A 16,114-nucleotide genomic window follows, 5' to 3' on the forward strand; every position below is an offset into this window, starting at 1 on the left:
GATATAATTTTTTTGCTTATCTAAATGATCGGAGGATTTATGATACAACCCCACGGAGGTAAACTCGTCGATCTTGTGGTCGGCGATCAAGAAAGAGATCAAATCATGAGTAGATCTCTTTTTAAAATAAAGGTCGGCGATTACAAATTAAGGGATTTAGAGAACATAGCGATAGGAGTCTTTAGCCCCCTCGAGGGATTTATGAATGAAAGGGATTATTCGAGTGTCCTCGATAACATGAGATTGTCTTCTGGTTTGATATGGACAATACCCGTAACATTGCCTGTTGAAGAGGATACATTCAAAAAGTTGAAAGTTGGACAAGAGATTTTCATCTGCGATCATGATGGAAACCCTTATGCTTTTATGAATGTTGAGGACAAATTTTTTCGAAATAAATCAAAAGAGGCCAAAAAGGTATTTGGAACGGAAGATATCAAGCATCCCGGCATTGAAAGGCTTTCAAAAGAGAGTGATTTTTTAATCGGCGGAAGGATAAAGTTGTTAAGAAGGATGAACCATGGCAAACTTTCGAAGTACATGATAGATCCCGTTGAGACAAGAAGGTTATTCGATGAGAGAGGATGGAAAAGTATCGTGGCTTTTCAGACAAGAAATCCCATCCATAGATCTCACGAATACATACAAAAATCGGCTCTTGAGATATGTGATGGCCTTTTTTTGAATCCTCTTGTTGGAGAGACCAAATCGGATGATCTGCCTGCAGAGATCAGGATGAAAACGTACGAGGTCATGATCGAGAACTACTATCCCAGATCAAGGGTTGTTCTTGGAATCTTTACGGCCAACATGTATTACGCCGGACCAAAGGAGGCCGTTTTTCACGCCATATGCAGGAAAAATTACGGATGCACCCATTTCATAGTGGGACGCGATCACGCAGGCGTTGGAAATTATTACGGCACTTACGATGCACAAAAGATCTTCGATCTTTTTGATCAAAAGGAGATCGGAATAATTCCTTTGAAATTCGAGAATGCCTTTTATTGTACCAAATGTCAATCCATGGCAACTAACAAAACCTGTCCGCATCCCGAAGAATTTCACGTGAACTTGAGCGGAACAAAGGTTCGTGAATTTCTTTCACGCGGAGAGATGCTTCCCGAAACATTTACAAGGCCTGAAATTTCAAAGATACTCGTAGAATATTATGGCAAGAGAAGATAAACTTCCCAATTTTTTAATAGTAGGTGCCGCCAAAGCGGGAACGACGTCTTTGAGTTATTATCTCAAACAACATCCAGAAATCTATATCTCCCCAGTTAAAGAACCAAAATTTTTCACCGCCCAATTTTTGAACTTTCCACTTAAGGGCATAGGAGACAATTTAGTCGAAAAACACATAATCAAAACCTTCGATGAATATAAAAAGTTGTTCAAATGGGCAACACCTCAAAGAAAGGCAATAGGGGAAGCGAGCGTTGACAACCTTTATTACCACGAGGGTGCGATACAACAGATAAAAAAATATCTTGGAAATCCGAAGATAATAATACTGTTAAGGAATCCGGTCTCTCGAGCCTTTTCAGCCTATACACACCTTGTAAGAGACGGAAGAGAATACCTTTCATTTGAAGAAGGACTCGAGATGGAAAAACAACGGATGATCGAAAACTGGGAATTCATGTGGTATTATAAAGATGTTGGCCTGTATTACGAACAGGTAAAAGATTATCTTGACAATTTTTCGGATGTCAAAATATATTTGACAGAAGACCTTGAAAAAAAGACTTTAGAGGTTGTCAGAGATATATTTCGATTTTTAGAAGTTGATGAAACTTTCATTCCAGATACAAGTGTTAAATACAATGTTTCGGGCATTCCAAAAAAGAAAATATACGCCAAAATTTCGAGACATTTAAACACTCTTGGAAGTTTTCTTGAAAGAGGAGTAAATTACCTTTTTCCAAAAAAAGGAATAAAAGTTGTTGGATTTTTTGAAAAGATAAGGGCTAAAGAGGTTGAGAAGCCTAAGATGCTTGAAAGCACAAGAAAATCCTTGATCGAATTTTATAAAGCAGATATTTTCAAAACGCAGGATCTGATTGGAAGGGATCTGTCAAATTGGCTGAAGTGAAATCTGGATTTGTTTTGTGGTTTACCGGGCTTTCCGGATCGGGAAAGACAACACTTTCTAAATCGGTCGAAAACAAACTTAAAAGCATGGGGATTGCCCACGTCCAAAGTCTCGACGGAGACATAGTCAGAAAAGAACTGACAAAAGACCTTGGATTTTCAAAGGCAGACAGGGACGAGAATATAAGACGTGTGGGTTTCGTCGCAAAATTGCTCAGTGATAATGGAATACCTACCTTGTGTGCATTCATATCTCCATACAAAGACGTAAGAAATGAGATAAGGCAGAAATGTGTTAATTTCATAGAAGTATTCGTCAAATGTCCGATCGAGATTTTGATGGAAAGAGATCCAAAGGGATTGTACAAAAAGGCTTTGAATGGTGAGATCTCGAACTTTACCGGAGTCAATGATCCATACGAGGAACCTGAAAACCCTGAAATAATCGTGGACACTTCCGTCGAATCTGTTGAAGAATCCACAGAAAAAATCATTTCATATCTTGTTGAAAAAGGCTTGATCGTTTTATGATGTCGTTTTAATTAATTTAAAGAAACGTTATATGTCTTTTTAATTAAAAAGTAATTAATATCGCAAATCGTGTTCTTTGTTAAATGTCTAATCTTTTCATGTCAAAAGATATAAAATTGATACGATGCTACAAAGCATCTAATTAGAGGAGGTCATTCAGATGGAAAATGGGAATGGCGGAAGTCTTTTTGCAGATGCCCTCAAACAGTTTGACAGGGCAGCGGATTTGATGAATCTCGATGACGGAATGAGGCAGGTTTTAAAAAGCCACAAAAGGGAGATAACGGTTAATTTCCCTGTTAAGATGGATGACGGTTCTATACGTGTTTTCACGGGTTACCGTTTCCAGCACAACATAGCGCGCGGTCCTGCTAAGGGTGGAATAAGGTACCACCAAAATGTCAACGCCGATGAAATAAAAACTCTTTCCTTTCTTATGACATGGAAATGCGCTATAGCGGGAATTCCTTACGGAGGGGCCAAGGGTGGAGTAAAGGTAAATCCGAATGAACTTTCGGAGGGAGAACTCGAAAGACTTTCGAGAAGATTTTTCTCGGAAATCGCTCCTTTCATAGGCACCGAGACGGACATACCTGCTCCGGATGTGAACACAAATTCTAAAATAATGGCATGGTACATGGATACATATTCTATGAATGTTGGAAGATCCGAACTTGGTATTGTAACTGGAAAACCAGTTGAACTGGGAGGATCTCTCGGAAGAAATGAAGCAACCGGTCGTGGTGTCGCGATAGTTGCTGACGAGGCATGTAAATATTTTCTTACCGGCGGAGGGGTAAAAGGTAGAACGGTTGCCATCCAGGGCTTTGGAAATGTGGGATCTTACACGGCATTGATACTTGGAACTGAATACGGAGCAAAAGTTGTTGCCATAAGTGATATAACCGGAGCCTATTACAATCCAGAAGGTATAAATGTTAAAGAGGCCTTTGATTACGTTACCACTCACAAAGATTTGAAAGGGTTTAACGGTGGGAAAATCATCTCTAATGATGAATTACTCGCTCTCAACGTTGAAATACTTATTCCTGCAGCCCTTGAAAGATCTATAACTGATAAAAATGCAGACAAAGTAAGAGCAAAATTAGTCATAGAAGCGGCAAATAACCCTGTAACTCCTGAAGCAGATGAGATTTTGCGAAAGAAAGGCATAAGTATAGTTCCCGATTTCCTTACCAATTCTGGCGGAGTTGTTGTTTCTTACTTCGAATGGGTTCAGGGACTTTATTCTTATTTCTGGGATCTTGAGGATGTAAGAAAGGCACTCACAAAGGTTATGAAAAATTCATTTGCAGATATCATAAAGACCATGGAACAGTACAAGACAGACATGAGAACTGGCGCGTACATACTCGCTATAAGCAAGGTCGCAAACGCAACGAAATTGCGCGGTATATATCCATAGTCATAAGTCGACGAAAAGCCGCACTGACGTGCGGCTTTTTTCATTCATTTTTGATATCGTTTTGGTATAATATCTTTAAGTTCATCATTGGGGGTGTGCTAATGAGCGATACTGTGAAGACGACCGCGATATACGAAAGTGAAAACCATAAATTTTTCTTTCTCGGATGGGAAGAGAAGGAAGAAGGAGGAGTTGTCCAGACAAACCAGTACTTTGTCATTAATGGGAATGAAGGGACACTTCTCGATCCCGGAGGTGTTCACGTTTTTCCTCGCGTGCTTGCCAACGTTTCAGAGATTTTGGATGTAGGCAAAATAAAACATATATTCTTCTCCCATCAGGATCCTGACGTTTCTTCTGGAGTTTCCCTATGGCTTTCTGCCGCTCCGAATGCAAGGGTGCATATATCTGGCCTTTGGACGAGATTCTTACCACACTTTGGAGTTTACAACCTCTCAAGAATAGATCCGATTCCTGACAAAGGTGGAGAGATAAGACTTTCTTCTGGAAAATCTTTTATCCTTATTCCGGCGCATTTTCTTCATTCACCGGGACAATTCAATCTTTACGATCCCGTCTCAAAGATACTTTTCTCGGGAGACATAGGCGCCGCGGTCTTTCCGGAAGGCAAAAGATACCCATTCGTTGAAGACTTTGAGGAACACAAAAAATTCATGGAAGGCTTTCACAAAAGGTACATGGCTTCAAGTCAGTTCTGCAAAAAATGGGTTGATACCGTCAAAAAGTACGATGTCCAAATAATTGCCCCCCAGCATGGAGCGATCTTTAGAGGAGAAAATGTAAAGAAGTTTTTAGACTGGTTTTATGGCCTTAAATGTGGCAGCGATTTGATAGATGAAATCTATGGCAGGTGAAAAAAATGGCCTTTTTTAAAAGGGAAGAGAAAGAGGCAATCGATCAGAGAAAAGAAGAGGTCACAGAGAATAAAGATTTAGAGATCGAGAATTTGAAAAGTTCGATAAGAAAAACTGCCGTAGGGCTTTACCATGAGAATATAATTTCATCCTTTACGGCCAACCTTGACGAAGTAATAGGGCGAAGAGTCAAAAACGTTCAAGATTCGGCCGAACAATCGACAGATTCGATTCAAAAGACCATTAAAATAATAGATGAAATTTTTGAAATGGTAAGAAAAATGGATGAAATGGCAAAGTCAAACCTCGATCAGATAATAGAAAGCAATAAAAATGTACGCGCGCAATTGCAGGATGCAGGTACAAGTCTCGACGCGCTTGATAAAGATATAGCCGAGACCATAAATGCCACAACGCAGTCTCTTTCTGAGTTTTCGAAGATATCCAAAATGGCCGATGCCATACTCGATATAGCGCACGAAACTTCAATACTTTCTCTCAACGCAAGTATCGAAGCGGCAAGGGCTGGAGAGGCAGGAAAGGGATTTGCCGTCGTTGCCACAGAAATACAAAACCTCTCTGCCGAAACGGATAGAACTTCCAAAGAGATATCCAAACTCGTTACAGATCTCTCGCAAAAGGTAGAACTTTCGATGAAGAGCATTCAGAAGATGACCATTTTCAAAGCACTTAAATCTTCTCTCGATAACATAATGAAGGTACTCAACGAGAATGAAAAATTCATAATGGATGTAAGATCGAGAACAGGTGAGATAGCGAATGCCGTAGACAGAGGAATGGGAGAACTTGAAGACACTAAGGCAAGGATAGAGGAATTGTTGAAGATAGTAATAACCGTAAGAGACGTGATAGACAACGTCTTGAAAGTCCAGCAACTCCTAAAGGAGATTCAAATCTGATAAATGTTAACTCCCTCTCAAAAGAAACATGCGAGATTTATCTCTATCGTTGAAGGATCTTTTGCAACGGTATGGGGTGCTTTTACTGGCGGTTTCGGAGGAAATTCGTATTTAGTCGGTTTCTTCCTCTGGATCGGTGCAAGCCCATTTGTGATGTCCATTTATTCCTCACTTATACCTCTTGCAAGCGTCATCCAGCCATTTTCTTTGATGTTTGCTCGCAAGTTCACGAGCAAAAAAAAATTTATACTCTCTTTGGTCTCGATTTCAAGACCGATATTTTTCTTGATCGCCCTTACCTATTTTCTACCACCGGGGATGAAGGTATGGGTAGCCCTTTTGATCTTCTTCTTCATTGAAATTTTAACCTCCGTTGTTGGATCTCCGTGGCAGACGTGGATGTCTGAAATAGTTGATCCTCCAATAAGGGGAAGATACTTCGGAATAAGAAATTTTATAACTGGTCTTGTTGCCATTCCATCTTTGCTTGCAGCAGGTTATCTACTCGATGCGCTTGGAAAAGGATTCTGGGCCTTTTTCGTGATCTTTTTGATAGGATCGATCTTTGGCGTTTTGGACTGGTATTCCCTTAAACTTCAGGATGAAGAATCAAAACTTAACGTACCAATGATAAATTCTTCTGCGATCTTTGAAGTTCTTAAAATTAAATCTCCTTACAGGTCCTACCTTATAACTTTGTCATTGTGGATCTTCACAATGAACCTTGTCGGTCCTTACACAACCGTTTTAATGATAGAAGTTTTCAAATACGACTACGCAATCCTTGGAATACTTACTGTGGTCTCAACCTTTGCCGCCACTATATTCCAGCCAATATGGGGAAGATTGGGTGACAGGTACGGAAATTTCAAAATTCTCAAATTAACTCTCACAATTCAAACTCTTTTGACATTTGGATGGGTATTCGCGATTCCGTCCATGTATTACATGATTCCATTTCAAATGGCAATAGGCATAATAGCAACGGCCGGGACAGGTCTTATCTCGTTCAATTTTCTAATGGAAATAGTGCCTAATTTCGGTAAAACAGAGGCCTTTTCAATATACGCAAGCGTGACAAATCTTGCCTCATTTGTAGGCAACCTCATATCTGGTCTTTTGTTTCTCACTTTTGAATCTTTGAAATTCAACGCTAATTTATTCGTCATTGACGCCTACAGGATCATCTTTTTGATAGCGGCAATTTCTTCTTTGTGGACGCTTTACCTTGTTTTGAAGATCAAGAGGTAGAATCGACTATTTCTTTTATCTTTCTTTGTACCTCTTCGAAATCGGGTTTTTCTTCCACAGATTGTCTTAAGAATGATTCTATTTTATCCTGAAACTTTATAGATCTGTCTATCTTTGGATCTGTTCCAATCTTGTACGCTCCAACACTTATCATATCTTTGACGGAAGCATATGTTGACATAAGATCTCTTGCAATGCCTGTATAGTGTATAAGATCTTTGTTTACTACGTACGGCATGACTCTGCTTACGCTTTTTAAGACATCTATTGCAGGGTAGTGATTCGCATTTGCCAATTCTCTCGAAAGGACTATATGTCCGTCTAAAATTCCGCGCGCCGTATCACTTACAGGTTCATTCAAATCGTCTCCCTCGACAAGAACTGTGTATATTCCGGTTATGGATCCTTTATCAGAGTTGCCTGCCCTTTCGAGAATCTTTGGAAAGATGGCGAAAATACTTGGAGGATAACCTCTCGTAGTCGGCGGTTCACCGATCGCAAGGCCCACCTCTCTTTGCGCAAGTGCAAACCTTGTAAGTGAATCTACCATCAACAAAACATTCTTTCCCATGTCTCTGAAATATTCGGCTATAGCGGTGGCCGTAAAGATCGCCTTAACCCTTACAAGTGCAGGTTTATCGCTTGTTGCAACTACGATAACGGATCTTGAAATGGCATCGCCAAGGTCTCTTTCTATGAATTCTCTTACCTCTCTGCCACGCTCTCCAACCAAACATATCACGTTAACGTCAGACACACAATTTCTTGCTATCATGCCCATTAAGGTAGATTTACCGACACCGCTACCTGAAAATATACCTATTCTTTGCCCCTTTCCAATTGTCAAAAAGGCATCTATGGCCCTTATGCCGACAGGAAAAGGTTCATTTATGATCTTTCTTTTTATTGGATTTGGAGGGGGAGAATTGAGAGGGTAACGTTTGTAGGCGACAAGAGGCTTATCGTCTATTGGATTTCCAAGTCCATCTATGATTCTTCCCAACATGACATCGCCTACAGGGACAAAGAGTTTATCTCCGCTGCCGGTAATCGTACTTCCGACTGTAAGACCTTCTATATCGCTGAGAGGCATTAATATTATCTTGTTTTCCTTAAAGCCAACAACCTCTGCCAAAACTTTTTGACCATTTGCATCTATTTCACAAAGTTCGCCCATAGAAACATTGGGGCCTACCGATTCTATTGTCAATCCAACAACCTTATCGATCCGCCCCATCACTTTCCAGAGGGATCCGTTTTCAATTTCTTTTCTTACGGATTCAAATATCTCTTTCATGATAAGCGCGCCGGAGGCGCGCATTATGCTTTAAATTCAACGAAAGCGCTCTTTGGAGCTCCGCAAATAGGACATTTCTCAGGAGGAACGCCCTCAACTGTGTATCCACAGACAGGGCATATGTATATCTTGTCTGCCGTGTAGTCTTTGCCGGCCTCGGCGAGTTTCTTGGCGTTTTTGTACATCTCTCTGTGAATCTTCTCGGCCTCGAGGGCAAAATGCGTCGTCTTTTCGGCTTCCTTTTCACCCTGGAACTTTGCCGTGTTGTTGTAAACCGGATACATTTCTTCAACTTCAAAATTTTCACCATCGATACATTGCTGAATGTTAAATGCAGGATCACCGATCATCTTTAGAGCGTTGTAGTGATTCTTGGCATGGACATATTCGGCGTAAGAGATCGCTTTGAAAAGATTTGCCAGTTTCTTAAGTCCTTTCTTTTCCGCTTCCTCGGCAAAGATCGCATACCTCATGTGAGCCTGAGATTCACCGGCAAAAGCGGCCTTCAGAAAATCAGCAGTCATCTGTTTCATTTTACTACCTCCTTTGAAAATGGTATTCGATAGCAACTAATATTATATCACGAATCTTGTATTTTTAACCTTTTTCATTTTTTACCTCAGGTAAAATTGGCAATTCGTACTGTTCTTCTATTATTTTCTGAAGGTCTTCGGTTTTGTACCCGGCCCTAATGGCAAAGAAATATATAACAGTGTAAATTGGGATCATAAGAAGAGTGTCCCATGGAAATGGAATTACCGTATCTATTCCGAAACTGCCGAAGTAAGAAACCAAAATCGTCGAAAAAAGAAGGGCAAAAAGCCAATAAGCGCTTGTGAATATAACTTTTTTGTCACTTTCCATCTTTTTAGAGGTAAGCCACGTCGATGTTAAAAACACCGCAAAAGAAAGGACCAAAGTTGTCATAAATACAAGAGTTTTTGTCCCTATTGGCTCATTTGATGGAGGATACAAAACGTACATGTAATTCAAAACTATCGCTGAAATCGAGGTAATGAATTCTATAAAGGCCACCGTGTAGGAAAAGCCTTTTGATATTTTGAGTTTATCAGGCACATATGTTATATAAAAGATCGGTATTCCAACAAATGTTGCGTAGATTATCATGGTAAGAGTCGTGATTCCTGACCAGTAAACTATCAAGGCACCTCCTACGAATGCTATCGGAGATATTATCGAAGCGTACGCAAGTTTGAATGGTTTTTTGATGTCTGGAGCATTTTTTCGGAATATCTGCAATGCGACAGGACTTATTATGTACGTTAGCACAGTTGCACTTGTCGAAAATCCAACGAAAAGGTACCATGAAGGAAATGGCAAAAAGAAAAATACTCCTATGACTGTCGATACGATAAGCGCAAGATAAGGTACGGCAGTTTTTTTGTGCAATTTCAAAAGTGAAGAAGGAAGATATCCATCTGCCGCCATCCCGTAAAGTACTCTCGAACTTGTCCCGAGATATATCCATCCAGTACCGCTTGGAGAGATCCACGCGTCCACAAGTAAAAGTTCTGCAAATGCCGCAAATAAGGCTATTCCGCTGTACTTCAATTCCGTGAAAAACGGTGAGGTTCCGAGATCGCTTGATGTCAAGTTGGCCCAACTGATCCCGGCAGGCCATTTTATCGCCCCTATGAAGGCCATTTGAAGCAAAGAATAAAGTATTATGGCCGTGACTATAGATAGAATGGTCGCTTTGGGTATGTCTCTTTGCGGATTTTTTGCCTCTCCTCCGAATTCGACGGACTGTCTGAATCCAAGGTAGGAAAATATTATTCCAGCCGCGGGTATGGCGTAAAAGATACTTCCGATCCCCATCGGGGCAAAGCCTCCATAGGAGACAAAGTTAGATCCGTTGAACATGAAAAGCAGAAAAACAAATGTAAGAACTGGAAGGATTAATTTCCACCAAGTGGCAATGCTGTTGAATTTCCCGAGAAATTTTATTCCGAACCAGTTCAAAAGGAAGAAACCCATGATCAAAAATACTCCGATCAAAATTCCAAATGGCGTCAATACCGCTACATTTCCAGACGTCCTAAATAATCCCGGTACATAGGTTGAAACGTAATTCAAAACCGCTTCAGCCTCTATCGTCGGCGTTGTTATCGCGCCTATAAGATAAGCCCATCCAAAGATAAAGCCCGTATAACTGCCATAACTTAGGTGTGGATATCTAACTATCGCGCCACTTTTGGGTATAGATCCGGCCACCTCGGCAAGGGTGAGGGCAATAAAAAGCACTATCACACCGCCGATTATCCACGAGATTACCGAGGCGGGTCCCGCCGTTCCGGCTCCTGCCGCGACTCCAAGAAGCCATCCAGAACCTATTATTCCACCCATAGAAAGAAAGAATAAATCCTGGAATGTTAGAACTTTTTTCAACTTCCTGTCAGACTCTTCTGCACTTATTTTTTCCTTTACTTCCATAAAGCACCTCCTAAATTAAAAGGGCCACATCTTTTCGATGTGGCCCGGTGAATTAGCAGTCAATTTGATTAAAGCACGATCAAATATCCGCTCCTTCACCGGGCAGATACTTATCATGCTTTCTATTGAGATTTAATTCAAATCGTAAATTCATAATGCTTTTCTCCTTTTGAACCCATCCTACCATTGTTTAATGTTAAAATCAATAGATAAAAGATTAACACTTAATGGTATCACTGTTGCTTTTCTGCGATCTGAATTATTTTGAAGAGCCTTCTGTAAACAACGGATTTCGAAAGGGGTGGATCGATCATCTTTCCTATTTCACTTAAAGACAACTCTGGATGTTCGATACGAAGTTTTGCTATTTTTTGCACATCTTCAGGAAAGTTCTCGAGTCCTATCCTCTCTGAGACGAATTTTATCGCATTTATCTGTTTCCAACTCGCATTACCGCTTCTTTTTGAATTCGCATCTATGAAATTCATGCTTCGCGTTATATCAGAACTTATCTTTTTCGATGACATTATGGAGGAGAATAATCTTGCTGATTCCACAGATCCTATGAAATTAAGAAATTCATTTATCGTTTCTCCATTTTTTATGTAGAACCTGTAACCGTACCTTACGTCTACGATAAATCCTACCATTCCAACGGTATTTTCAAGTTTCGCTTTCAACCATTTCAGGATCTCTATATCTTTACTGTAAATCTCCAAATGATGGTATTTGGCAGGATTGGCTATGTATCCAGACGATATAAAAGCACCCCTCAAAAAAGCGCCGAGTACTGCCGGATCTTTGAAAAATTCGTCGTGCATTTTTCCGGTTAAATCAAGGCCCATTCGGGATATGAACTCTTTTATGTCACCGGCAAAGACCTTTACCTCGAAAAGATTGCCGGTATTCAATCTGCGTACTTTTTTGTAAATAACGGAACTTTCGTTCTCTCCAACTTTTGTCAGGAGAAATTTTATCCTTCTGACGGAGGAAGGCTCTTTGAGTGTTATAAGAAGATAGATATCCTTTCCTATTTCGACATTTCCCTTAAATTTCAAAAAACCTGCAAGTTCGGCGCGTGCAAGCGTTTCGTCTGTGGGAACATGGTAAAGTTCCTCTTTTACCTGCATGCTAAATTCCAACCTTATCACCCGTTATCAATTCAATGGTTTTTATAACGGCTTTTGCGAGTTTATCGGGATCATGTCTTATTTTTCTTTGGCCATCGATTTTGTCTGTTACGATCTTTACCATGGGAAATCTTACGAATTTTGGGTTTTCGATTTTACATAAGACCTGTTTTGACCCTTCCTTTTCATATCTTTCAAGCACATCTTTTGGGATTGACTGCGAGTTTACTATAACTTTATCAACTTCAGATTTAAGATACTTCTCTACAATTTTTAAATGATCTTCTGCGTCCATTCCCGTTGTTTCTCCCGGCTGCGTCATCAAATTCGCAATGAGTATCTTTGGCTTTTCCTTAAGGATTTCGGGTATTGAATCGACAAGGAGGTTGGGAATTATGCTCGTAAAAAGACTTCCCGGTCCGATTATCACCACGTCAGATTTCGAGATCTCCTCTATCACTTTTGGAAAGGGCTTTGCAGGCTTGTTAAGCCCTATTTCATTTATTTTTCCATTTCTCTTTGTTATATTGCTCTCGCCTGTGATAACACTTCCGTCTGACATGTGTGCCACAAGTTGAACGGATTCTTCAGTTACCGGAAGCACCTTTCCCTTTATCGCTAAAATGGAGGATATATTCTCTATTGCTGCAGGAAAACTTCCATTTATCTTTGTAAGCGCTGCTATTATAAGATTTCCAAGGCTTTGATCCTTGAATCTTGTGCCTTCTTGAAATCTGTACGCCATTATTTGGGCCATCAGAGATTCATCTTGAGCCAGAGCGACGATGTTATTTCTTATATCGCCCGGAGGAAGGATTCCAAATTCTTCTCTCATGATTCCAGAACTTCCCCCATCATCCATAACGGTCACAACGGCCGTGATCTCGACTTTCTCAAACTTTTTTAACCCTCTTAGCAACGTCGAAAGCCCTGTTCCACCACCAAATGCAACGATCTTCAATTAATTTCACCTCTCGATGTCTCTGTGAGAGATACGGATATCCACTTCCTTTTCAAGTTCTTTGGCGATTTGATTGACTAAATAAACAGATCTATGTCTTCCGCCACTACATCCAATGCCAACGTATATTACACTTTTTCCTTCCTTTGAATAATTCTTTATCGCCATCTTCACTATCTCGATTATCTTTTCTGCGTACTCCCTTACAACATCGAATTTTTCGAGATATTCTATAACTTCCGGATCGTTACCGGTCTTTGCACTTAAAGATTCAACGTAATAAGGATTTGGTAGAAACCGCGCATCGAAGATGAAGTCAGCGCCCAGTGGAAGTCCGTATTTAAAGCCAAAAGACTCGAGAAAGATCTTCAAGACTCTTTCGTACTTTCCTTCGGTAAGGGCGATTATCTCGCTTCTCAACTGGTGCGTACTTATAAGTGAGGTATCAACAACGTAATCGGCTATTTCCCTTATCTCACGCAGGAGTTCTCTTTCCTGCTTTAGAAGTTTTTCTATTTGCTGATCTTCTTTTTCGGCGAGCGGATGACGCCTTCTTGTAAGATTGTAACGATTTATAAGTACGTCATCTTTCGCATCGAGAAAAATTATCTTTATGGTTATTCCTCTCGATCTCAGATTTTCTATCACATTTTTTATCTCTCCAAGCATCTTTCCGGCTCGGACATCTACTATTGCCGCTATTTTTTTACCATTGAAGGAAGATTCCATCAAAGAGAGCATGTCAACTATAAGGCTGGGTGGAACATTGTCCATGCAAAAATATCCGGCATCTTCCAAAGCGCCAAGGGCTGTGGTCTTGCCGGCTCCGGACATTCCAGAGATCAAGACGAATTCAGATGCCAACTTTCTTTCCCTTCTCTATTTTTTCTGTCAATTCAGTGATCTGTTTTTTAAGGGATAAATTTTCCTCGAGCGTGTTTAGAAGCATCATCAAGAAAAAATATTCATTTCCATACTTTTGAATCTCCTGTGAATGGCTTGCGAAATTCATTTTGATCTCGTTTAAAATCTCATCGATTTGATTTTGCGGATCGCCTGTTTCGAATTTGTAACTCTTATTTCCAAGTTCAAAGGTTATTGTCCTCTTCATCAGAGATAACACTCTCCTTTTTATTTGAATTGAGAACATTCTGAAGTTTCTTTATCAAAACTTCGACCCTGACACTTTGCGCATTTAGCATTTCTTTTAATTCGTTATTCTCTGCTTTGAGGTTTTGAACTTCTGAATTCAGACTTTGAACCCTTTTGAACAAATCTTCTCTTTCATTCAAAAGTTGACCGACGGCCTCTTCAAGTTTTTTGAAGACATCCTCCACGGGATCACCTCATCATGATTTTACCAGATCAAAGGATTGTTTTTTCAAAAAATGCAACATTCGTCCTGAAAAATAAGGTGAAATCCTCTTTCTCGAAGAGAATCTATCATCTTTTCAGATACCTGAGTTAAGGTGTTAAAGCCATTTTCAACTGCGGCCTCTGCGATTTGATCACGGAGATTGCCCTTTGGATACATACATCCGAGATTCAATTCACATTTGAACCTTTCTCTCGCGTAAGCAAAGACCGATTTTATATCTTCTATTTTGGGAGGTTGACATTTTTCAAAAGCAGTGTGAGGGGTTGGAATGAAGACGAGAAAAACCACTTTTTTGAAATTGTAATGTGAAAGTATATCGATTGCCTTGTACTCATGAGTGATCTTACCGCAATCAAGGCCTACGGTAATGTGTGGATAGACCTTGTCCGTTATCTTCATCAATGTCTCTAAAGATCTTATGTAATCTTGGACCTTTGCGTTGAGATTGTAAACTCTTTTTATAACATCGTCATCGCCAACGAAATCGAATGAAATCGCGTCGGCAAGGTTCAATACGGAAATATCATCGTGAATAAGACCCGTGTGAAAGTTCAATTTGAATTTTTTCAAAGATTCTATTTCTTCTTTATGTTCGGAAAGTGGTACCTCTCCATTCATTTTAGATCCACCGCTTACAAGTATGCTTTTTGTAGATGATGGTATTTCATTTATTTTGTTTATTGGAATCATGTCCTCAAGGTAATGGCGACCGCAATGTTTGCAATTAAGTTGGCAAGCCGTTCCCGTTACGCTAACGGGAACGGTTGATCTTAACCTCACGATCTTTATATCTCTCAAATCTTTACATCTCTTAGATATTTTGCGGCTTCTTCTGGAAGAGTAGGATTTATGTAAAATCCAGATCCCCATTCGAAACCTGCGAGTTTTGTGAGCCTCGGAACTATTTCGAGGTGCCAATGATAGTATTCTTTTCCATCTCCGCGTGGCGTTCCAGTATGAATCATGAAATTGTACGGAGGATCGTCAAGGGCCATCTTCATTTTTAAAAGGACATTTTTAAGTATTGCCGCAAAGTTTTTTACATGAGGCTCATCTATCTCTCCAAAATTGTACTGATGAACCTTTGGCAGAATCCATGTCTCAAAAGGTGCGCGTGAAGCGTACGGTGCAAAGGCAAGAAAATCGTCATTTTCTTCTATTATGCGTGTATTTTCCATCTTTTCTTCCTGAATTATATCGCAGTACACGCATCTTTCTCGAAATCCGTAGTACTCCTTTGACCCTTCCATCTCCTGAAGTACAAGACTCGGAAGAATTGGTGTCGCTATTATCTGAGAGTGCGAATGTTCCAAAGATGCGCCGGCATCTGCGCCGTAATTTTTGAAGATCAAAACGTATTTTATATTTGGATCTTTGAATATCTCGTTGTACCTTTCAACGTAAGCCCATATAACCTCTTGGACCTGTTTGTAATCGAGAGTGGCAAGCGTCGCATTGTGATCAGGAGTCTCTATAACTATCTCGTGGGCACCAAAGCCTGACATCGAATCGTATATACCATGACCAAGTCTTACGGGCTGAATCTTTGGATCGAGTGCTGGAAATTTGTTTGGAACGACCCTTATCCACCATCCGGGAGAATTTGGAGCGGTATTCGCGGGCCTAAATGCCATTATTTCCGGAGGAGTTGTCGATTCATTGCCGGGATCAAAGGGACAGAACTTCGAAACCTTTTCGACCTGAGGCTTAACAAAATCGTGTGGCCTTTTTGATCTTTCCGTCGAGATTATGACCCAACTTTTCGTTATGATATCTTTTCTTAATTCTGGCATT

At 40.2% G+C, this 16,114-nt stretch carries 17 protein-coding genes; 7 read left to right on the forward strand and 10 right to left on the reverse strand.

Features of this window, described 5'->3' with window-relative positions:
- The first annotated feature begins 24 nt into the window (after positions 1-24).
- The 7 genes from sat to ATHSA_RS05075 all read left to right on the forward strand — a co-directional run bounded on the left by sat (position 25) and on the right by ATHSA_RS05075 (position 7,100).
- Complete coding sequence (gene sat, locus ATHSA_RS05045) at positions 25-1,188, forward strand: sulfate adenylyltransferase (protein ID WP_232060049.1); 1,164 nt, start codon at positions 25-27, stop codon at positions 1,186-1,188.
- Positions 1,172-2,098, forward strand: a complete 927-nt coding sequence (locus ATHSA_RS05050) for a sulfotransferase family protein (protein ID WP_161848051.1) — start codon at positions 1,172-1,174, stop codon at positions 2,096-2,098. Before sat ends, ATHSA_RS05050 begins: the two co-directional genes overlap by 17 nt.
- Positions 2,095-2,628, forward strand: a complete 534-nt coding sequence (gene cysC / locus ATHSA_RS05055; RefSeq protein WP_161848948.1) for an adenylyl-sulfate kinase — start codon at positions 2,095-2,097, stop codon at positions 2,626-2,628. The genes ATHSA_RS05050 and cysC overlap by 4 nt, the downstream gene beginning before the upstream one ends.
- Before the next feature lie 160 nt (positions 2,629-2,788).
- The gene (locus ATHSA_RS05060) at positions 2,789-4,054 is read left to right on the forward strand and encodes a Glu/Leu/Phe/Val family dehydrogenase (RefSeq protein ID WP_161848052.1); all 1,266 of its coding nucleotides are present in this window, start codon (positions 2,789-2,791) and stop codon (positions 4,052-4,054) included.
- Between the two features lie 101 nt (positions 4,055-4,155).
- Positions 4,156-4,929 (forward strand): oxygen-binding di-iron domain-containing protein, encoded by a 774-nt coding sequence (locus tag ATHSA_RS05065; protein ID WP_161848053.1) that lies wholly within the window; start codon positions 4,156-4,158, stop codon positions 4,927-4,929.
- A 5-nt stretch (positions 4,930-4,934) separates the two neighbouring features.
- On the forward strand, positions 4,935-5,849 hold the full coding sequence (locus ATHSA_RS05070; protein ID WP_161848054.1) for a methyl-accepting chemotaxis protein: 915 nt from the start codon (positions 4,935-4,937) through the stop codon (positions 5,847-5,849).
- A 3-nt stretch (positions 5,850-5,852) separates the two neighbouring features.
- Positions 5,853-7,100, forward strand: a complete 1,248-nt coding sequence (locus ATHSA_RS05075; protein WP_161848055.1) for an MFS transporter — start codon at positions 5,853-5,855, stop codon at positions 7,098-7,100.
- On the opposite strand, the gene ATHSA_RS05080 is transcribed toward ATHSA_RS05075, so the two are convergent.
- From ATHSA_RS05080 to galT, 10 genes are all read right to left on the reverse strand, one after another.
- Positions 7,090-8,397 (reverse strand): FliI/YscN family ATPase, encoded by a 1,308-nt coding sequence (locus ATHSA_RS05080; protein ID WP_161848056.1) that lies wholly within the window; start codon positions 8,395-8,397, stop codon positions 7,090-7,092. The two genes, ATHSA_RS05075 and ATHSA_RS05080, sit on opposite strands and share 11 nt — an antisense overlap.
- Before the next feature lie 23 nt (positions 8,398-8,420).
- Complete coding sequence (locus tag ATHSA_RS05085) at positions 8,421-8,930, reverse strand: rubrerythrin family protein (protein ID WP_161848057.1); 510 nt, start codon at positions 8,928-8,930, stop codon at positions 8,421-8,423.
- 64 nt (positions 8,931-8,994) lie between these two features.
- Complete coding sequence (locus ATHSA_RS05090) at positions 8,995-10,851, reverse strand: APC family permease (RefSeq protein ID WP_161848058.1); 1,857 nt, start codon at positions 10,849-10,851, stop codon at positions 8,995-8,997.
- A gap of 233 nt (positions 10,852-11,084) precedes the next feature.
- Complete coding sequence (whiA, locus tag ATHSA_RS05095) at positions 11,085-12,002, reverse strand: DNA-binding protein WhiA (protein ID WP_232060050.1); 918 nt, start codon at positions 12,000-12,002, stop codon at positions 11,085-11,087.
- Positions 11,983-12,942 (reverse strand): gluconeogenesis factor YvcK family protein, encoded by a 960-nt coding sequence (locus ATHSA_RS05100; protein ID WP_161848060.1) that lies wholly within the window; start codon positions 12,940-12,942, stop codon positions 11,983-11,985. Before ATHSA_RS05100 ends, whiA begins: the two co-directional genes overlap by 20 nt.
- A gap of 6 nt (positions 12,943-12,948) precedes the next feature.
- A complete protein-coding gene (rapZ, locus tag ATHSA_RS05105; RefSeq protein WP_161848061.1) occupies positions 12,949-13,806 on the reverse strand; it encodes an RNase adapter RapZ in 858 nt (285 codons plus the stop codon).
- The gene (gene zapA, locus ATHSA_RS05110; RefSeq protein ID WP_161848062.1) at positions 13,796-14,053 is read right to left on the reverse strand and encodes a cell division protein ZapA; all 258 of its coding nucleotides are present in this window, start codon (positions 14,051-14,053) and stop codon (positions 13,796-13,798) included. The genes rapZ and zapA overlap by 11 nt, the downstream gene beginning before the upstream one ends.
- Positions 14,031-14,279 (reverse strand): DUF3450 domain-containing protein, encoded by a 249-nt coding sequence (locus tag ATHSA_RS05115; protein ID WP_161848063.1) that lies wholly within the window; start codon positions 14,277-14,279, stop codon positions 14,031-14,033. The genes zapA and ATHSA_RS05115 overlap by 23 nt, the downstream gene beginning before the upstream one ends.
- A gap of 44 nt (positions 14,280-14,323) precedes the next feature.
- On the reverse strand, positions 14,324-15,118 hold the full coding sequence (locus ATHSA_RS05120; RefSeq protein WP_161848064.1) for a radical SAM protein: 795 nt from the start codon (positions 15,116-15,118) through the stop codon (positions 14,324-14,326).
- The gene (gene galT / locus ATHSA_RS05125; RefSeq protein WP_161848065.1) at positions 15,115-16,113 is read right to left on the reverse strand and encodes a galactose-1-phosphate uridylyltransferase; all 999 of its coding nucleotides are present in this window, start codon (positions 16,111-16,113) and stop codon (positions 15,115-15,117) included. The genes ATHSA_RS05120 and galT overlap by 4 nt, the downstream gene beginning before the upstream one ends.
- Position 16,114: the final 1 nt, after the last annotated feature.

This window comes from Athalassotoga saccharophila, from assembly GCF_009936215.1.
GTDB classification, from domain to species: Bacteria; Thermotogota; Thermotogae; order Mesoaciditogales; family Mesoaciditogaceae; genus Athalassotoga; species Athalassotoga saccharophila.